Here is a 16,303-nt window from a genome sequence, read left to right as displayed (position 1 = left end):
TGGTTCCGGTTGACCAGCGGCCCCAAAATCGGTAAGGCCGCGACCAATCCGAGCGTGGAGTCGTCTCCGCGCTCCTTTCCCGTTTATAAGTCGAGGACGTTCAAGAATGGCGAACACGCCGCAAGCCAAGAAGCGCATCCGCCGCAACGAGCGCCGCGCCGAGATCAACGGCGCTCGCGTCAGCCGTATCCGCACCTTCGTGAAGAAGGTCGAGGCGGCGCTCGCATCGGGCGACAAGCCGGCGGCGACCGCGGCGCTGGCAGCGGCGCAGCCCGAGCTGGCGCGCGGCGTGGCCAAGGGCGTGCTTCACAAGAACACCGCCAGCCGCAAGTTCTCGCGCCTGACCAAGGCGGTCGCGACGCTAGCCTGAACCCAGCAAAGGGTTAACGAATTGGCCCGTCGGAGCATGGCTCCGGCGGGTTTTTTCGTGCGCGTCCGGAACAAAAACGCACCGCTTTCAAACCCGAGGATTCCCCACGATTCGAGTGTCCAGTGATTCGGCTGTGGCAGAAAAATCTGTGTTGATTCAATGGCTTAGAAGATTTTCGACGGGTTTCTGCGGCCGGTGGCCTGTCAATCCCGTATATTTCCCTTTCGTGACTTGATCGAACCCCCCGGTCCTTCATATCCCGTGACCACACCGACGATGACCTTCGTCGATTCTACATCACCAGCGAACTGGGGCTGGGCGATTCGTGATCGCCCAACGGGGGATGCTGACACTTTTTGACTCGAGGACCGGCAAGCACGGGTGCTTTGCCGATGGGAGAAATGTGCGTGACGAACAGGCAGTCCGGCATGGCGAGCGAACAGGCCCTGGCCTGGGCGCGGGTCCGTGCCTCGCTGCGCGAGTCGGCGGGCCCCCGCGTATTCGAGCAATGGTTGAAGCCGATCGAGCTGGTGCCCAGCGACGATGCCGAATCGATCCGGCTGGCCTTGCCCTCCGCCTTCGTCACCAACTGGGTGCGGAGCCATTATGCCGACCGGCTGGCGATGGAGTTCCAGCGCGTCCTGCCCGACGTGCGGCTCGTGTCGATCGAGACTCGGCCGCGCACCACGCCGCCGGTGGTGGTGACGGCGCAGACGCCGCCGATCCCGCTGGCCGAGGTCGCCTCGCTGTGCGCGGCGGGTGACCGCGTCGCCAGCGGCGCGCGCCAGCTGGTCCCGACCCGTCGCCGCACCGTCGCCAGCACCCGCCCCGTCATGCCCCGGATCGCGACGCCGGCGGCTCCGGCACCCGCCGCCGTAGCTCCGGCGCCCGTCGTTGCGGCTCCGGCGTCTCTCGCCGCGTCCGTGGCGAAGAAGCGCGCCACGGTGAAGCCGACACCGCCCCTGGCCCCGGCCGCGATCCCGACCGCCATTCCGGCCGAGACCCAGCCGGTGCCCGCCCCGATGGCGCGGGACGAGACGCCGGTGACGCCGCGCCCGGTGTTCGGCGTGTCCATCCCCGCGCCCGAGCCGCTGATCGCGCCGCGTGCCGCCATGGATCGGCCGGCGCTCGACCCTCGCCTCACCTTCAACCGATTCGTCGTCGATTCGTCGAACATGGTGGCCTTCAACGCCGCCTGTGCGCTCGCCGAGCCGGGCGTGCCGCGTTTCTCGCCGCTGTTCCTCCATGGCGGCACGGGACAGGGCAAGACGCACCTGATGAACGCGATCGGCCATGCCTATCAGGCGGCGGTGCCGAGCGCGCAGGTGCTCTACATGTCGGCCGAGCGGTTCATGTTCGAATTCGTCTCCGCACTGCGCGCGCGCGACACGCATGCGTTCAAGGCGCGGCTGCGGTCGGCGGACCTGCTGATGATCGACGATCTTCAGTTCATCGCCGGCAAGGGATCGACGCAGGAAGAGTTCTTCCACACGATCAACGAGATCGTGCTGAACGGCAAGCGGCTGGTGATCTGCGCCGATCGGGCGCCGCAGGCGCTGGACGCGATCGAGCCGCGAATCGTCAGCCGGCTGTCGGCCGGGCTGGTCGCCGACATCAAGGCGCCCAACCTGGCGCTGCGGCGCGCGATCCTGGACCGCAAGATGGCCGACCTGCCGGACGCGGTCGTGCCGGTCGATGTGATCGAGCTGATCGCGGCGCGGATCAACACCAACATCCGCGAGCTGGAAGGCGCGCTGAACCGGGTGGTCGCCTATGCGCAGCTGACCGGCCAGCGGGTCGACATGGACTTCGCGGTGCAGACGCTGGGCGACACGCTGCGCGGGGCCGAGCGGCGGGTGACGATCGACGATATCCAGAAGCTGGTGACGCAGTTCTTCGACCTGAAGCCGCTCGACATGGTGTCGGCGCGGCGCAGCCGGTCGGTGGCGCGGCCGCGCCAGATCGCCATGTATCTCGCCAAGCGCCTGACCACCCGCTCGCTGCCCGAGATCGGCCGCAAGTTCGGCGGGCGCGACCATTCGACCGTGATCCATGCGGTCCGCAAGATCGAGCAATTGCGCGATACCGACCGCGAGATCGATTCGGCGGTGCGGGTGCTGCTGCGCGAACTGGAAGCCTGATCCCGGCCGCAGCAAAGCCATCCACGGGCGCGCGTGACGCTCTGGATTGCTTCGCTACGCTCGCAATGACGGCTTGAGTCGAATTGATGTCGCCCGCGTCTAGGTACTATAGCCGCCAGCCTACCACCGCGCTCCTGCGGACGCGGGAGCCCAGGGGGACAGTCGGCCGGGTCGCGCGGAAGACGCCCGGCCGATTCTCAGACCTGTAGCCCGGTCGCCCGCTGGGCCTGCAACAGGGTCGGCGCGGCCAGCGCCCGGGCTCGTTCCGCACCGCGCTCCAGGATCGCGGCGACGGCGGTCCGGTCGTCCAGCAGGCGGGTCAGCCGGTCGCGAATCGGTGCGAGCTGCGCGATGGCGAGGTCGGCGAGCGCAGGCTTGAACGCGCCGAAGCCCTGGCCGGCATGGTCGGCCAGCACCGAATCGACGCTGGTCCCCGCCAGTGCCGCGAAGATCGTCACCAGGTTGCGCGCCTCGGGCCGCTCGGCCAGCCCGGCCGCTTCGCTCGGCAGCGGCTCGGCATCGGTCTTCGCCTTGCGCAGCTTCTGCGCGATCACGTCGTCCGAATCGATCAGCGCGATCCGCGATGCCTCGGACGGGTCCGACTTGGACATCTTGGCGCTGCCGTCGCGCAGGCTCATGATCCGCGGCGCGGCGGGCGAGATATAGGGTTCGGGCAGGGTGAACAGCGCCACGTCGAAGTCGAGGTTGAACTTGGTGGCGATATCGCGCGCCAGCTCCAGATGCTGGCGCTGGTCGTCGCCGACCGGCACATGCGTCGCCTGGTAGAGCAGCACGTCGGCGGCCTGGAGCACCGGATAGGTGAACAGGCCGACGCTCGCGCCCTCGCGATTCTTGCCCGCCTTGTCCTTCCACTGCGTCATCCGGTTGAGCCAGCCCATCCGCGCGGTGCCCTGGAGCAGCCAGCACAGCTCGGCATGGGCGGGGACGCGCGCCTGGTTGAACAGGATCGCCGTGTCGGGATCGACGCCGCAGGCGACCAGGGTCGCGGCCATCTCGATCGTGTTGGCGGCCAGTTCCTTCGGGTCGATCGCGACGGTCAGCGCGTGCAGGTCGGCGAGGAAGAAGAGCGACTCCGCCTGATGCTGCATCGCGACCCATTGCTTGATCGCGCCCAGGTAATTGCCAAGATGGAGGTTGCCGGTGGGCTGGATTCCGGAGACGACGCGCAATGTGATGTCCTTCAGGCGGGGCGGCGCACCAGTCGCTTGAGGTCCGCGACACGGACCGCGCCGGTGAGCATGGTGGCGGCGGCATAGACGAGGAGGCCGGTCGCGACCAGCACGCCGAGCGCGGTCCAGCGCGCTAGGCTGGTGCCGGTGACATAGGGCTGGAACAGGTCGTTCAGGCACCACATTGCCGCGCCCATCAGCAGGGCGGCGACGAGCAGGCGCGGCGCGCGGCGGCGAAGCTGCGCATCGGGCAGGAACTGGCCGCGCTGCCGCAACGTGCGATAGAGGAGGAAGACGTTGACGCTGCTGGCGATCGCGGTGGCCAGCGGCGGACCCATATGGCGCAGCGGCACGATGAAGGCGAGGTTGAGCAGCAGGTTCACCGCCATCGACATGGTCGCATAGCGCACCGGCGTACGCGTGTCGGCCCGGGCATAATAGCCGGGCGTCAGCACCTTGACGAGGATGTAGGAGGGCAGGCCGATCGAGAAGGCGGCGAGCGCCTGCGCGCAGTAGAAGCTGTCCATCGCGCCGAACTTGCCATGCTGGAACAGCGCCGCGACGATCGGCACGCCGCAGACGACCAGGGCGATGGTGGCGGGCAGGGTCAGGAACAGCGCCAGCTCCATGCCCCGGTTCTGGGTCGCCATCGCCTCCGCTTCGTCGCCGCGCCCCAATTGGCGCGAGATGGTCGGCAGCAGCACGGTGCCGAGGCCGATGCCGATCAGGCCGAGCGGCAACTGGTTCAGCCGGTCGGCATAATAGATATAGCTGACCGAACCGGCGGGCAGCAGCGTCGCGGCGAGCGCGGTGGAGACGACGAGGTTGATCTGCACCGCGCCGGCTCCGGCGGCGGCGGGCCAGATCAGCGCCATCAGCCGCTTCACGTCCGGGTTCAGCGTCGGCCGCTTGATGCGCAGCCGCACCCCCGCCTGCCGGCACGCCCACCACAGCCAGGCGAGCTGGAACGCACCCGACACCGTCACCGCGATCGCCTGGTTGCGCGCGGTCAGCAGCGGGTCGGGGGTGTGGAACAGCAGCAGCGCCGCGATCAGCGTCAGGTTGAGCAGGATGGGGGCGGCGGCATTGACCCAGAAACGGTGCAGCGAATTGAGGATGCCGCCGAGCAGCGACACGATGCTGATGAGCAGCAGATAGGGAAAGGTCAGCCGGCACAGCATCACGACGAAGGCGAACCGCTCCGGCGTCGCGTCGCGGAAGCCGAGCGTCAGCAGCCAGGTGACCGGCCAGGCGAAGATCTCGACCAGCGCCATCATGCCGATCAGCACCGGCAGCAGCACCGACAGCGAATCCTCGGCAAAGGCGACGCCGTCGGGCAGGCCGCGCCCCTGGGGGTCGGCGACCTTGTGGTTGAACATCGGGATGAAGGCGGCGGAGAACGCCCCTTCCGCGAACAGCGCGCGGAACAGATTGGGCAGGCGCCATGCGATCAGGAAGGCGTCGGAGGCGAAGCTGGCGCCGACGAAGCGCGCGAACAGCGTGTCGCGAACGAGACCCAGGACGCGGCTGGCGAGCGTCAGCCCTCCGACCGAACCGAGCGCTTTGGTGAGATTCACGGGCCTGGGGTTCCGGCAGGAGGGATCACCGCCCCGGCGCGACGGCCGGGACGGTGGTTCGAGGGAAGATCAGGCGTTGCCGAAGGTCGCGCCGGTGGTGTCGGCATTGGCCTGCGCCTGCTGCAGGTAGAGCGCGCCGAAATCGATCGGCTCGAGCAGCAGCGGCGGGAAGCCGCCGTCGCGCACCGCATCGGCGAGCACGCGGCGCGCGAAGGGGAAGAGCAGGCGCGGCGCTTCGCCGAGCATGAACGGCTGGATCTGGTCCTCCGGCACGTTGCGGAAGCCGAACAGGCCGGCATAGGACAGGTCGACGATGAAGGCGGTCTGGCCGTCGCTGTCGGCCTTGACCTCGATCTTCAGCACGACCTCGTGCACGTCGTCGGCGACCTTGCTGGAGCCGATGTTGAACTGCACGTCGATCGCCGGCGGGGTCTGCACCTGGAAGATCGCCGGGGCATTGGGGTTCTCGAACGACAGATCCTTGATGTACTGCGAGATCATGCCGGCGGCGGGGGCCGTGTCGGCGCCATTCGCCATCGGCTGCTGCGACGCGCCGTAATCCTGGTCCATTTGCTATTCCCTTGATCTATAGGAGAGGGGGAGCGAGCGGCGCGTTCGCGCGTTCGATCTATCGGCCGTCGCAACTAGCAGCGCGGGGGTGCGGATTCAACGGGTGCGTATTTGTAACGGGCGGCATAGACGCCTATGTTGGCGGGAAGATCGGAGGCCTGGTGCTGTACGTAATTGTGTTCGCGATGATTGCCGCGTTTCTCGCGCTCCGTCTCTACGGGGTGCTGGGAAAACGCACGGGCCATGAACAGCAGCCCCTGGCGCGCACCGCCGAGGATCGCCCCGCCGTGGCCGCCGCGCCGCGCACCATCGATGTGACCCCCGAGCCGCGCGAGCTGGCCAACCGCAATATCGACCCGCGGGCCGAAGCCGGGCTGCGCGCGATCGTCGCGGGTGAGCCGGGCTTCGACGTCGGCCAGTTCCTGGGCGGCGCGCGCTCCGCCTATCGCATGATCCTCGAGGCCTTTTGGAAGGGCGACGAGGCGACGCTGTCCGAGCTGACCGAGGATTCGGTCCATGCTGCTTTCGCCGAGGCGATTGCGATGCGCCGCGAGGCGGGCGAGACGCTGGACAACCGGCTGGTCACGATCGAGCGCGCGGTCATCGCCGATGCCAGCGTGCAGGGCCGCGAGGCACGGATCACGGTGCGCTTCGATGCCGACATCGCCGCCATCACCCGCAATGCCGAGGGGCAGGTCGTCGCCGGCTCGCTGACCGATGCGGTCGAGACGCATGACGTCTGGACCTTCGCCCGGACGCTGAAAAGCCAGGACCCGAACTGGCGGCTGGCCGATACCGACGAGGCGTAAGGGCTTCGCTGGCGAAGCTGGCGTGGTGTGGCTTCCAAGCTGATCTGTTCCCCGGCGAAGGCCGGGGCCCAGTTGGGGGACGATCGTGACGGCGCGATGCGCTTCGTTACAGCGACCTTTCCGACTGGGCCCCGGCCTTCCGCCGGGGAACCAAGGGGGCAAGTGCCCCCTGAAGTTTTAAGACCACGGGGAAGGACCAGGATGCGGTGGATCGGTGGAGTGGCGCTGGCCTTCTTGCTGAGTGGATGCGGAGGCATGATCGTGCCGCCGACGCCAGGCGGCGGTAGCGTACCCGCCACTCGCCCCGCCGCCACTTCCTCACAACCGACCACCCATCATCTGGTCCGGGACGAGCGTCCCGTCGCGGTGCGCCAGGCCGATGGCCGCATCGTCGCGGCGACGCCGATCCCGCCCCAGGCGGTGGTCGTGCCGCCAGCCCCCGCCAATGCGCTCGCCGCCGGCATCGTCGCCGGACCGCCGGTCGGCACCCTGCCGATCACCGATGCGCAGGCCGGGGCCGCCCGCACGGCCTTTGCGCGATCCTGCCCGGGCCTGATGCGCCGCACCGACACGACTGGCCTGACGCGTGGGGCCGACTGGCAGGCCGCCTGCACCGCCGCCAATGCCGGCGGTGATGCCCGCGCCTTCTTCGCCAGCCAGTTCGAGGCGGTGCAGGTCGGCGACGGCCGCGCCTTCGCCACCGGCTATTACGAACCGGAAATCCGGGGCGCGCTGGAGCGGCGCGCCGGATATGAGGTGCCGGTCTATGGCCGGCCTAGCGACCTGATCGATGTCGATCTGGGCCAGTTCTCCGACGATCTGAAGGGCAAGAAGGTGCGCGGCCGGGTGCAGGGCACTGCGCTGGTCCCCTATTACGACCGCACCCAGATCGAACAGGGCGCACTGGCCGGCCGTGCCCCCGTCATCGCCTGGGCCGCCGATCCGGTGGAGATGTTCTTCCTCCAGATCCAGGGCTCGGGGCGGTTGCGCCTGCCCGACGGCAACATCCTGCGCATCGGCTATGACACGCAGAACGGCCGCGCCTATACCGGCATCGGCAGCCTGATGCGCCAGCGCGGGCTGCTGCAACCGGGTCAGGCCTCGATGCAGGGAATCGTCGCCTGGCTGCACGACCATCCCGCCGAGGGCGCGGCGCTGATGCGCGAGAACAGGAGCTTCGTCTTCTTTCGCGAGCTGGACGGCCCGCCCCAGGGTGCGATGGGCTATGCGGTGACGGGGCAGGTGAGCGCCGCCGCCGACCCCAAGTTCGTGCCGCTCGGCGCGCCGCTGTTCCTCTCGATCGACCGGGCCGACGCCAACGGCCTATGGGTCGCGCAGGATACGGGCGGCGCGATCAAGGGCGCGAACCGCTTCGACACTTTCTGGGGTGCGGGCGCGGGCGCGGAGGCGACCGCCGGTGGCATGTCGGCGCGGGGCACCGCCTGGCTGCTGTTGCCGGTCGGCACGCTTGCCCGCCTGACCGCCGCCGCGACCACGCCGCCTGCCTATCCCCTGACGAGCGCGCCGGGTGCGACGCCTCAACCCTGAGGAAGCCAGCGCCTGGCACAAGGTGATGGCGACGGTGCGGCCGATGCGCGCCGTCGCAACGTCGATGCCGGTGCGCGCGGTCGCCGCCGCCACCGCGCCGGCCGTCGCCCCCGCGCCGCCGCCCCGGCCCGGGACGCCCAAGGTCCGTACGCCCGCCGCGCCGCGCGCCACCGTCGCGACCGCGCCATCCCGGCGCGAGGATGGGCTGGCGGCCAATACGCTCGACGCCTCCTGGGACAAGAGGCTGGCGCGGGGCGGGGTGATTCCCGACAGCTCGCTCGACCTGCACGGCCATACGCTCGCCTCCGCCCATGCGCTGCTCGACCAGGGGCTGGACCGGGCGATCCGGCGCGGCGATCGCGTGCTGCTGCTGGTGACCGGCAAGCCGCCGCGCCCGGAATCGGAGCGGCCGCACGCGCGCGGCGCGATCCGCGCGGCGATCGCCGACTGGCTCGCCATGTCGCGCCACGGCGATTCGATCGCGGCGGTGCGCGGCGCGCATCCGCGCCATGGCGGCGCGGGCGCGCTCTATCTGGTGCTCAGGCGGCCGCGCGGCGGATAAGGTCGGCGTAGATCGCGGTCAGCATGCGCAGGTCGTCGATCGCCACCGCCTCGTCGACCTTGTGCATCGTCGCGTTGAGCAGGCCGAATTCCACCGTCGGGCACAGCCGCGACAGGAAACGCGCGTCGGAGGTGCCGCCGGTGGTCGACAGCTCGGGCACCCGTCCCGTCTGCGCCTCGACGGCCGCGGCGACGGCGGCGGAGAGGGCGCCCGGCTCGGTGAGGAACGCCTCGCCGGAGACCCGGCCGGTGACGATCGCGTCCGGCGCATGGCCTTGCGCGACGGCGCGGATCCGCTCGATCAGCGCCGCGCCCGATTGTTCGTCGTTGAAGCGGATCGACAGCCGCGCCTCCGCCTTGGCCGGGATGACATTATGCGCGGGGTTGCCGACCGCGATGTCGGTCACTTCGATGTTCGACGGCTGGAACCAGCGATTGCCGGTATCGAGCACGATCGCCTCCACCTCGGCCAGCATCGCGATCAGCTTGGGGATCGGATTGTCGGCGAGGTGCGGATAGGCGACATGCCCCTGCCGCCCCGGCACCGTCACCCAGATATTGACCGAGCCGCGCCGGCCGATCTTCATCATGTCGCCGAGGTGCCGGGTGGAGGTCGGCTCGCCGACCAGGCACCAGTCGGGGGCGATGCCCCGCGCCGCCATCCGCTCGATCAGCGCGACCGTGCCATAGGTGGCCGGCCCCTCCTCGTCGCCGGTGATGATCAGGCTGAGCGCGCCGCCCGTCTCCGCGGCGGCGGCAGCGATAAAGGCGGCGACCGCGCCCTTCATGTCGACCGCGCCGCGTCCATAGAGCAGGCCGCCGCGCTCCGTCCCGGACCAGGGCGACGTGGTCCAGCCCTCGCCCGGCGGCACCACGTCGACATGGCCGGCAAAGGCGAGGTGCCGGCCGCCGGTGGCCCCGTCCTGTCCCCGTGTGGCGAGGAGATTTTCCACCGGTCCGTCCGGGACCTCGCCGAGCGTGAACCGGTCGACCGCGAAGCCGATCGCGGTGAGCGCCGCCTCCAGCACGTCGAACACGCTTCCACGCGCGGGCGTGACGCTATCGGCGCGGAGCAGCGCCTGGGTGAGGGCGACGACGTCGAGGGGCGGGGGGATGGTCATCGGGCGGCCTTTGCCCAACTGGCGCTGGCGTGCAATCGCCGGTGTGGGGTGGTGGGCGCGACGGTGGCGAAGAGAAGGGGCGGCCGTTTCCACGATGAAGTACCCCGGCGAAGGCCGGGACCCAGTTGGGGGACATGAGTGACGACGCGCCGCGCTCCCTTATATCCGCCTTCCCAACTGTTCCCCGGTCTTCGCCGAGGAACAGAAGGAGGAACGGTCAGTCTTGGACGCGCCCTCTCTGCGCCTCCGCTTCAACCTTCAACCGGCCGCCGGCTGCTCATATTGCTGGAGGATCCAGTCCTCCTCCTGCGCGCCCGCGATCCAGTCCTGCATCCAGCGATGGCCGATCACCGACTGGATATAGCCGGCCGCGAAGCGCGCGATCGGCAGCTGGTAGGTGACGATGCGCGTGCAGACCGGCGCGAACATGATGTCGACCGCGCCGAAATCGCCGAACAGATATTCGCCCTCGCCGCCATAGCGGGCGCGGGCCTGGGCCCAGAGGCCCATGATCCGTTGCAGTTCCGCCATCACCTCGGCGCTGGGGGCTGCGGGCGGGAAGATCTGGCGGACGTTCATCGGATGCTGTCGCCGCAGATTCTGGTAGCTGGAGTGCATCTCCGCCGCCATCGACCGGGCCATCGCCCGCGCCGAATCATCCTCCGGCCAGAACCGCGCGCGGCCGACCCGGTCGGCGAGATAGTCGATGATCGCCAGGCTGTCCCAGACCACCGTATCGTCGCCGCACCACAGGATCGGCACCTTGCCGGACGAAGGGGCGAATTCGTCGCCTTCGCGCCGCCGGTCCCATTCCTGGTCGTAGAGCGGCACGACCACCTCCTCGAACGGCAGGCCCGCCTGCTTGCAGGCGAGCCAGCCGCGCAGCGACCAGGAGGAATAGGCCTTGTTGCCGATGATGAGCTTCATGGCCAATGGCCTAGCGGCTGGACCGGGTGGCGGCAACCGGCGCGCCGCCCGGTCGCGGGATCAGGCGTTCACCGCCTCCAGCACCGCCGCGCGCAGTTCGGCGATGCCCATGCCGCCCTCGCTGGAGGTGGCGATGATATCGGGATGCGCGGCGGGGCGCTTGCGCGCCTCCTCCTCGGTCGCCTGGGTGACGGCGGCGAGGTCGGTGGCCTTCACCTTGTCCGCCTTGGTCAGCACGATCCGATAGCTGACCGCCGCCTTGTCGAGCATCCCCAGGATCTCGCGATCCACATCCTTGATGCCGTGGCGCGAATCGATCAGCACCAGGCAGCGCTTCAGCACGTCGCGACCGCGCAGGAAGTCGTTCACCAGATAGCGCCATTGGCGGACCATGTCCTTGGGCGCCTTGGCGAAGCCATAGCCGGGCATGTCGACCAGCCGGAAGGCGAGCGGTTGCCCGACGTCGAAGAAGTTCAGCTCCTGCGTCCGTCCCGGCGTGTTCGACGTGCGCGCCAGCCCGTTGCGGTTGGTCAGCGCGTTGAGCAGCGACGACTTGCCGACGTTCGACCGGCCGGCGAACGCCACCTCGGGCACGTCCGGCGCGGGCAGATGCTCCAGCTTGGGCGCGGATTTCAGGAAGGCGACCGGGCCGGCGAACAGCTTGCGCGCCGCCTCGACATCCTCGTCGGTGAAGCTCATTTCGCCACCGGCGTCTTGAGGCCCGGATGCCGGGCATAGAGCAGGCGCTGCTGCAGGATCGAGATGCAGTTGGTCGTGATCCAGTAGATCTGCAGGCCGACCGCGAACGGCGCCATCACGAACATCAGCACCCAGGGCAGGAAGGCGAAGACCTGGCGCTGGGTCTCGTCCATCGCCTGCGGATTGAGCTTGAACTGGAAGTACATGGAGATGCCGAGCAGGATCGGCACCACGCCGATCGCGGCCCAGTGCGGCGGCACGAAGGGTAGCAGGCCGAACAGGTTGACCGGGGTCAGCGGGTCGGGCGCGGACAGGTCCTTGATCCACAGGACGAAGGGCTGGTGGCGCATCTCGATCGTCAGCATCAGCACCTTGTAGAGCGCGTAGAAGATCGGGATCTGGATCAGCGTCGGCACGCAGCCGGCCAGCGGATTGACCTTCTCCGCCTTGTACAGCGCCATCACCTCCTGCTGGAGGCGGACCTTGTCGTCCTTGTGCTTCTCCTGCAGCGCCTTCATGCGCGGCTGGATCGCCCGCACCGCCGCCATGGAGGCGAACTGGCGCTGCGCGATCGGGAAGAGCAGGGCGCGGATCGTGATCGTCAGCAGGATGATCGCGACGCCGAAATTGTAGACATGGCTGAACAGCCAGTCGAGATAATAGAAGATCGGCTTCTCGATGAAGCGGAACCAGCCCCAGTCGAGCGCGTAATCGAGCTTCGTCGCGCCTTCGTGATCGGTATATTGGTCGAGCAGGCGGACTTCCTTGGCGCCCGCGAAGAAGCGCGCGGTCTGGGTGATCGCCTGGCCGGGGCTCACGCGGCGCGGATTGACCGTGAAATCCGCCTGGAAGGCGTCGTGCGCGCCGGGGCGGAACTGGCCGGTGAAGGTCGAGGACTGGTCGGGCAGCAGCGCGGTCAGCCAATATTTATCGGTGAAGCCCAGCCAGCCGCCGGTCGTGTTGAACTGGCTCGGCCCCTTGGCCAGATCCTTGAAGTCGGGGCCATAGCTCGCCGAGCCGTTATTGACCGACATCGGGCCGGTATGGATCGTCCAGCTGTCCGGGTCCTTCGACACGCCGATCCGGTTGACATAGCCATAGGGCGCGACGCTGACCGGGGCCGCGCCGGCGTTGAGCACGGTCTGGCGCACGGTGAACATATAGTTGCCGTCGACCGAGAAGGTCAGGCGGAACCGCTGCCCGCCCGGGCCGGTGGCGTCGAGATTGACCGGCTTGCCGGGCGACAGGACGGGCGCAGAGGCGGTCCAGACCGCGTCGGCGGCCGGCGGCTGCAACCCGTCGGCGCGCCAGCCGAAGCCGGCGAAATAGGCGTCGGGCGCGCCGGCCGGCGACAGCAGGCGGATCGGCGGCGCGTTCTTGGCAACGGTTTCCTTATAGTCGATCAGCACCAGGTCGTCGATCCGCGCGCCCTTCAGGTTGATCGATCCGCGCAGGCGCGGCGTCTCGATCCGCACGCGCGGGCTTTCGGCCAGCACCACGCGACGGTCGCGGGTCGCGGCGGGGCCGTCGGCGGTCGGGTCCGCGGCCGGGTTGGGCACCGGCACCTGCTTGCCGTCCACGATCTTGGTCGCGGGCGGGTTGCTGGGGAAGAATTTGTTCTGGATCAGCGGCCATCCGAACAGGATCAGCGCCGCGAAGACCGCGAACAGCACGAAATTCTGGCGATCGTCTTTCACGGCGTCGTCAATTCCCAATCATTTACGGGACAGGATCGGGGCCAAAGCCGCCCCAGGGATGGCAGCGGGCGATCCGCCGCGCTGCCAGCCAGCCCCCTTTCAGCGCGCCATAGCGGCGAAGGGCGGTGATTGCATAGGCCGAACAGGACGGATCATAGCGGCAGGAGGGCGGCATCACCGCCGATGGGCCGATCTGCCAGCCGCGCGCCAGCAGGATCAGCAGCCGGGCCGGCCAGCGCGGCGGCCGATCGTCCGTCGATGCGGGCGAGTCGTCCGCCGGCCCGCTCACCGGACCACCTTTTTCAGCGCTTTGTGCAATTCGGTGCGGAGCAGACCGAAGTCGCGCTCGATCCCGCCATTGCGGCCGATCAGCACATGGTCGGCCCCGGCCTGCCCATGTTCGGGCAGCAGATCGCGCGCCAGTTCGCGCAAGCGCCGCTTCATCCGGTTGCGGACGACGGCGTTGCCGACCTTCTTGGTCACGGTATAGCCGACCCGCATCATGCGGTCGCCATCCTGGCGGTCGCGGACCAGCAGGACGAATCCCGGCATCGGGGCACGCTTGCCGCCATTCGCCGCCAGAAAATCGCGGCGCAGGCACATCTGGACGATCGCGGTCGATCGACCCGGTCCAGAAACGCGATTCGGGCCGCCGTCCGCGGGGGACGGGGCCGAATCGGTCACGCCATCGTGAGAGGCTGTTACGCCGACAGCTTCTTGCGGCCGCGCGCGCGACGCGCCCGGATCACCGCACGGCCGCCGACCGTCGCCATCCGCGCGCGGAAGCCGTGACGGCGCGCACGCACCAGGTTGCTCGGCTGGAAGGTCCGCTTCATCGTTCATTCCTCGGTATTCATCGAAAACAGAAAGGGCCGCCACGCGGGACGGCCATGTGGCGGTGCGCATAGGCAGGATCGGACGCGAAGTCAATGTGGCCGAACCGCCGGGCAGGGCTCGGGCTGCGTAGGGGCCGAAGCCTTGTGCTTCTCCAGCGCGATGCGGCGGAGCGTGCTGGGCCGACGCATCGCCCGGTCGACGATTCGCCCCAACCTTGGCCAGCGTCGCTTGGTACGCACGAAATGCCAGCGGGCGAGTCGCGAATTGCGCAGGATCAGGATCAGGCCGCCGGCGAACAGGAAGATACCCGCCGGTCCGGGCAGGGGAATCACCACCGGCGTCAGCAGGATCAGGAGGCTACCTAGCGCCAGTTGCGCGACACGCATGATCGGGGAGCGCGGCGCGTTGGATCGAAACGGAAAGCGGAACCGCGACACGCCAGCATCTTAGCCGGCGTGTATTATCCAGGCAAGGCGGCGGGCTGCGGAAAGCCGGTCCCATGCGCCATCGTTGCGGCTATGGAACGAGTCGCTGGTGGCGTTTGGGGGCAGGCGAATGGCGACGATCGTGCGGACGGTGGCGTATCTGGGGCTGGAGGCCCGCGCGGTCGAGGTGCAGGTGCAGCTGATCCCCGGCCTGCCCGCCTTCAACGTCGTCGGGCTGGGCGACAAGGCGGTGGGGGAAAGCCGCGAGCGGGTGCGCGGCGCGATCGCGGCGCTGGGCCTGGCGCTGCCGCCCAAGCGGATCGCGGTGAACCTGTCGCCGGCCGACCTGCCCAAGGAGGGCTCGCATTTCGACCTGCCGATCGCCCTGGCGCTGCTGGGCGCGATGGGCGTGGTCGATGTCGAGACGCTCGCCGGCTATGTCGTGGTCGGCGAACTGGGGCTGGACGCGCGGATCGCGCCGTCACCGGGCGTGCTGCTCGCCGCGCTCCATGCCGGGCAGGCGGAGCTGGGGCTGGTCTGCCCCGCCGCGCAAGGGTCGGAGGCGGCCTGGGCCGGGTCGGTCGAGGTGGTGGCCGCGCCCGACCTGCTGGCGCTGATCAACCATTTCAAGGGCCATGGCCTGCTCGCCGCGCCGCGTCCGGGCGATGTGGAGGCGGGGGCGCCCGGCCCCGATCTACGCCAGGTGCGTGGGCAGGAGACGGCGAAGCGCGCGCTGGAGATCGCCGCCGCCGGTAGCCACAACCTCCTGATGTGCGGCCCGCCGGGCGCGGGCAAGTCGCTGATGGCGGCGTGCCTGCCCGGCATCCTGCCGCCGCTCGAAGCCGCCGAGGCGTTGGAGGTGTCGATGGTCCAGTCGGTCGCGGGCATGCTGGCCAATGGGCGGCTGACGCGCACCCGACCCTTCCGTGCGCCGCATCACAGCGCGTCGATGGCGGCGCTGACCGGCGGCGGGCTGAAGGTGCGGCCGGGCGAAGTCAGCCTGGCGCATCTGGGCGTGCTGTTCCTCGACGAGCTGCCCGAGTTCAACCGCGCGGTGCTCGATTCGCTGCGCCAGCCGCTGGAGACGGGGACGGTCAGCGTCGCGCGCGCCAATGCGCATGTCACCTTCCCGGCGCGGGTGCAGTTGATCGCCGCGATGAATCCGTGTCGCTGCGGCCATCTGGGCGATGCGTCGCTCGCCTGTGCGCGGGCGCCGCGCTGTGCCGCCGACTATCAGTCCAAGGTGTCGGGGCCGTTGCTCGACCGGATCGACCTGCATGTCGATGTCGCGGCGGTCAGCGCCGCCGATCTGATCCTGCCCCCGCCGGCGGAAGGGTCGGCGGAGGTCGCCGCCCGTGTCGCGGCGGCGCGCGGGGTGCAGACCCGCCGCTATGCGGGCGAGGCGGCGCGCACCAATGCCGAGGCGGAGGGGCCGCTGCTCGACCGCTGGTCGACGCCGGACGGGGCGGGGCGCGCGCTGCTGGCCCAGGCGGCCGACGCCATGCGCCTGACCGCGCGCGGCTATACCCGCATCCTGCGCGTGGCGCGGACGATCGCCGATCTGGGCGGCGCGGAGCAGGTCGGACGCGTGCATGTCGCCGAGGCGCTCAGCTATCGGCGACGTCCGCCGGTGAGTTGAGCGGCGGATGCCTCTTGCGGCCGGGCGCGCACTCGTCTAGCCAACCCGCCGCTGCCCCTGTGGTGAAATTGGTAGACGCGACCGACTCAAAATCGGTTGCCGCAAGGCGTGCTGGTTCGAGTCCGGCCAGGGGCACCACTTCCGAGATCGGAACCGCAAGCGACGTGATCGGCGAACAGCCGGCCGCGTCGC

General features: G+C 69.4%; 17 protein-coding genes and 1 tRNA gene. 7 read left to right on the top strand and 11 right to left on the bottom strand.

What is annotated here, in order from left to right:
* Nucleotides 1-106: 106 nt before the first annotated feature.
* Together rpsT and dnaA are read left to right on the top strand one after the other, a co-directional pair.
* Complete coding sequence (rpsT, locus tag BRX43_RS02920; RefSeq protein ID WP_125993334.1) at nucleotides 107-370, top strand: 30S ribosomal protein S20; 264 nt, start codon at nucleotides 107-109, stop codon at nucleotides 368-370.
* Nucleotides 371-798: 428 nt separating this feature from the next.
* Entirely contained in the window at nucleotides 799-2,511 is a 1,713-nt protein-coding gene (gene dnaA, locus BRX43_RS02915; RefSeq protein WP_241214741.1) for a chromosomal replication initiator protein DnaA, read from the top strand.
* A gap of 197 nt (nucleotides 2,512-2,708) precedes the next feature.
* Here dnaA and trpS read toward each other — a convergent pair whose 3' ends face one another.
* The 3 genes from trpS to secB form a co-directional block, all read right to left on the bottom strand.
* Nucleotides 2,709-3,701, bottom strand: a complete 993-nt coding sequence (gene trpS / locus BRX43_RS02910) for a tryptophan--tRNA ligase (RefSeq protein ID WP_125993333.1) — start codon at nucleotides 3,699-3,701, stop codon at nucleotides 2,709-2,711.
* Nucleotides 3,702-3,712: 11 nt separating this feature from the next.
* Complete coding sequence (gene murJ / locus BRX43_RS02905; RefSeq protein WP_125993332.1) at nucleotides 3,713-5,278, bottom strand: murein biosynthesis integral membrane protein MurJ; 1,566 nt, start codon at nucleotides 5,276-5,278, stop codon at nucleotides 3,713-3,715.
* Nucleotides 5,279-5,347: 69 nt separating this feature from the next.
* Nucleotides 5,348-5,848, bottom strand: a complete 501-nt coding sequence (gene secB / locus BRX43_RS02900; protein WP_125993331.1) for a protein-export chaperone SecB — start codon at nucleotides 5,846-5,848, stop codon at nucleotides 5,348-5,350.
* Between the two features lie 164 nt (nucleotides 5,849-6,012).
* Between secB and BRX43_RS02895 the strand changes: the two genes are divergently transcribed.
* The 3 genes from BRX43_RS02895 to BRX43_RS02885 all read left to right on the top strand — a co-directional run bounded on the left by BRX43_RS02895 (nucleotide 6,013) and on the right by BRX43_RS02885 (nucleotide 8,767).
* Nucleotides 6,013-6,657, top strand: coding sequence for a Tim44/TimA family putative adaptor protein (locus BRX43_RS02895; protein WP_164523512.1), 645 nt, complete (start codon nucleotides 6,013-6,015; stop codon nucleotides 6,655-6,657).
* A 255-nt stretch (nucleotides 6,658-6,912) separates the two neighbouring features.
* Complete coding sequence (locus BRX43_RS02890; RefSeq protein ID WP_346962843.1) at nucleotides 6,913-8,205, top strand: murein transglycosylase A; 1,293 nt, start codon at nucleotides 6,913-6,915, stop codon at nucleotides 8,203-8,205.
* A 25-nt stretch (nucleotides 8,206-8,230) separates the two neighbouring features.
* Nucleotides 8,231-8,767, top strand: a complete 537-nt coding sequence (locus tag BRX43_RS02885) for a Smr/MutS family protein (RefSeq protein ID WP_164523511.1) — start codon at nucleotides 8,231-8,233, stop codon at nucleotides 8,765-8,767.
* On the opposite strand, the gene dapE is transcribed toward BRX43_RS02885, so the two are convergent.
* From dapE to BRX43_RS02845, 8 genes are all read right to left on the bottom strand, one after another.
* Complete coding sequence (gene dapE, locus BRX43_RS02880) at nucleotides 8,745-9,887, bottom strand: succinyl-diaminopimelate desuccinylase (RefSeq protein WP_125993329.1); 1,143 nt, start codon at nucleotides 9,885-9,887, stop codon at nucleotides 8,745-8,747. The genes BRX43_RS02885 and dapE overlap by 23 nt on opposite strands.
* Before the next feature lie 258 nt (nucleotides 9,888-10,145).
* Nucleotides 10,146-10,814: a glutathione S-transferase family protein gene (locus tag BRX43_RS02875; RefSeq protein ID WP_125993328.1), complete on the bottom strand. Its 669-nt coding sequence runs from the start codon at nucleotides 10,812-10,814 to the stop codon at nucleotides 10,146-10,148.
* Nucleotides 10,815-10,874: 60 nt separating this feature from the next.
* Nucleotides 10,875-11,513, bottom strand: coding sequence for a ribosome biogenesis GTP-binding protein YihA/YsxC (gene yihA, locus BRX43_RS02870; protein ID WP_125993327.1), 639 nt, complete (start codon nucleotides 11,511-11,513; stop codon nucleotides 10,875-10,877).
* Nucleotides 11,510-13,210 carry a membrane protein insertase YidC gene (gene yidC / locus BRX43_RS02865; RefSeq protein ID WP_125993326.1) on the bottom strand — a complete coding sequence of 567 codons (1,701 nt, stop codon included), beginning with the start codon at nucleotides 13,208-13,210 and terminating at the stop codon, nucleotides 11,510-11,512. Before yidC ends, yihA begins: the two co-directional genes overlap by 4 nt.
* A gap of 22 nt (nucleotides 13,211-13,232) precedes the next feature.
* A complete protein-coding gene (gene yidD, locus BRX43_RS02860) occupies nucleotides 13,233-13,427 on the bottom strand; it encodes a membrane protein insertion efficiency factor YidD (RefSeq protein ID WP_206433092.1) in 195 nt (64 codons plus the stop codon).
* A 68-nt stretch (nucleotides 13,428-13,495) separates the two neighbouring features.
* A complete protein-coding gene (gene rnpA / locus BRX43_RS02855) occupies nucleotides 13,496-13,813 on the bottom strand; it encodes a ribonuclease P protein component (RefSeq protein WP_125993324.1) in 318 nt (105 codons plus the stop codon).
* A gap of 98 nt (nucleotides 13,814-13,911) precedes the next feature.
* Entirely contained in the window at nucleotides 13,912-14,046 is a 135-nt protein-coding gene (gene rpmH, locus BRX43_RS02850; protein ID WP_028056723.1) for a 50S ribosomal protein L34, read from the bottom strand.
* A gap of 90 nt (nucleotides 14,047-14,136) precedes the next feature.
* Complete coding sequence (locus BRX43_RS02845) at nucleotides 14,137-14,433, bottom strand: hypothetical protein (RefSeq protein WP_206433078.1); 297 nt, start codon at nucleotides 14,431-14,433, stop codon at nucleotides 14,137-14,139.
* Between the two features lie 169 nt (nucleotides 14,434-14,602).
* Here BRX43_RS02845 and BRX43_RS02840 point away from each other — a divergent pair, with 169 nt between their 5' ends.
* Nucleotides 14,603-16,111: a YifB family Mg chelatase-like AAA ATPase gene (locus BRX43_RS02840; protein ID WP_125993323.1), complete on the top strand. Its 1,509-nt coding sequence runs from the start codon at nucleotides 14,603-14,605 to the stop codon at nucleotides 16,109-16,111.
* Between the two features lie 53 nt (nucleotides 16,112-16,164).
* A tRNA-Leu gene (locus BRX43_RS02835) sits at nucleotides 16,165-16,249 on the top strand.
* The last annotated feature ends 54 nt before the right edge of the window (nucleotides 16,250-16,303 follow it).

This window comes from Sphingomonas sp. S-NIH.Pt15_0812 (genome assembly GCF_003951315.1).
Taxonomy (GTDB): domain Bacteria; phylum Pseudomonadota; class Alphaproteobacteria; order Sphingomonadales; family Sphingomonadaceae; genus Sphingomonas.
Note: the sequence above shows the minus strand (reverse complement) of the source record. Positions and strands in the feature narration are given on the sequence as shown.

What these genes read in the sequence shown, in the direction of transcription:
- rpmH (WP_028056723.1), bottom strand. Translation starts at nt 14,046, where the DNA reads ATGAAGCGGACCTTCCAGCCGAGCAACCTGGTGCGTGCGCGCCGTCAC.
- BRX43_RS02875 (WP_125993328.1), bottom strand. Translation starts at nt 10,814, where the DNA reads ATGAAGCTCATCATCGGCAACAAGGCCTATTCCTCCTGGTCGCTGCGC.
- BRX43_RS02885 (WP_164523511.1), top strand. Translation starts at nt 8,231, where the DNA reads ATGGCGACGGTGCGGCCGATGCGCGCCGTCGCAACGTCGATGCCGGTG.
- rnpA (WP_125993324.1), bottom strand. Translation starts at nt 13,813, where the DNA reads ATGTGCCTGCGCCGCGATTTTCTGGCGGCGAATGGCGGCAAGCGTGCC.
- BRX43_RS02840 (WP_125993323.1), top strand. Translation starts at nt 14,603, where the DNA reads ATGGCGACGATCGTGCGGACGGTGGCGTATCTGGGGCTGGAGGCCCGC.
- BRX43_RS02845 (WP_206433078.1), bottom strand. Translation starts at nt 14,433, where the DNA reads ATGCGTGTCGCGCAACTGGCGCTAGGTAGCCTCCTGATCCTGCTGACG.
- yihA (WP_125993327.1), bottom strand. Translation starts at nt 11,513, where the DNA reads ATGAGCTTCACCGACGAGGATGTCGAGGCGGCGCGCAAGCTGTTCGCC.
- dnaA (WP_241214741.1), top strand. Translation starts at nt 799, where the DNA reads ATGGCGAGCGAACAGGCCCTGGCCTGGGCGCGGGTCCGTGCCTCGCTG.
- secB (WP_125993331.1), bottom strand. Translation starts at nt 5,848, where the DNA reads ATGGACCAGGATTACGGCGCGTCGCAGCAGCCGATGGCGAATGGCGCC.
- rpsT (WP_125993334.1), top strand. Translation starts at nt 107, where the DNA reads ATGGCGAACACGCCGCAAGCCAAGAAGCGCATCCGCCGCAACGAGCGC.
- BRX43_RS02890 (WP_346962843.1), top strand. Translation starts at nt 6,913, where the DNA reads ATGATCGTGCCGCCGACGCCAGGCGGCGGTAGCGTACCCGCCACTCGC.
- dapE (WP_125993329.1), bottom strand. Translation starts at nt 9,887, where the DNA reads ATGACCATCCCCCCGCCCCTCGACGTCGTCGCCCTCACCCAGGCGCTG.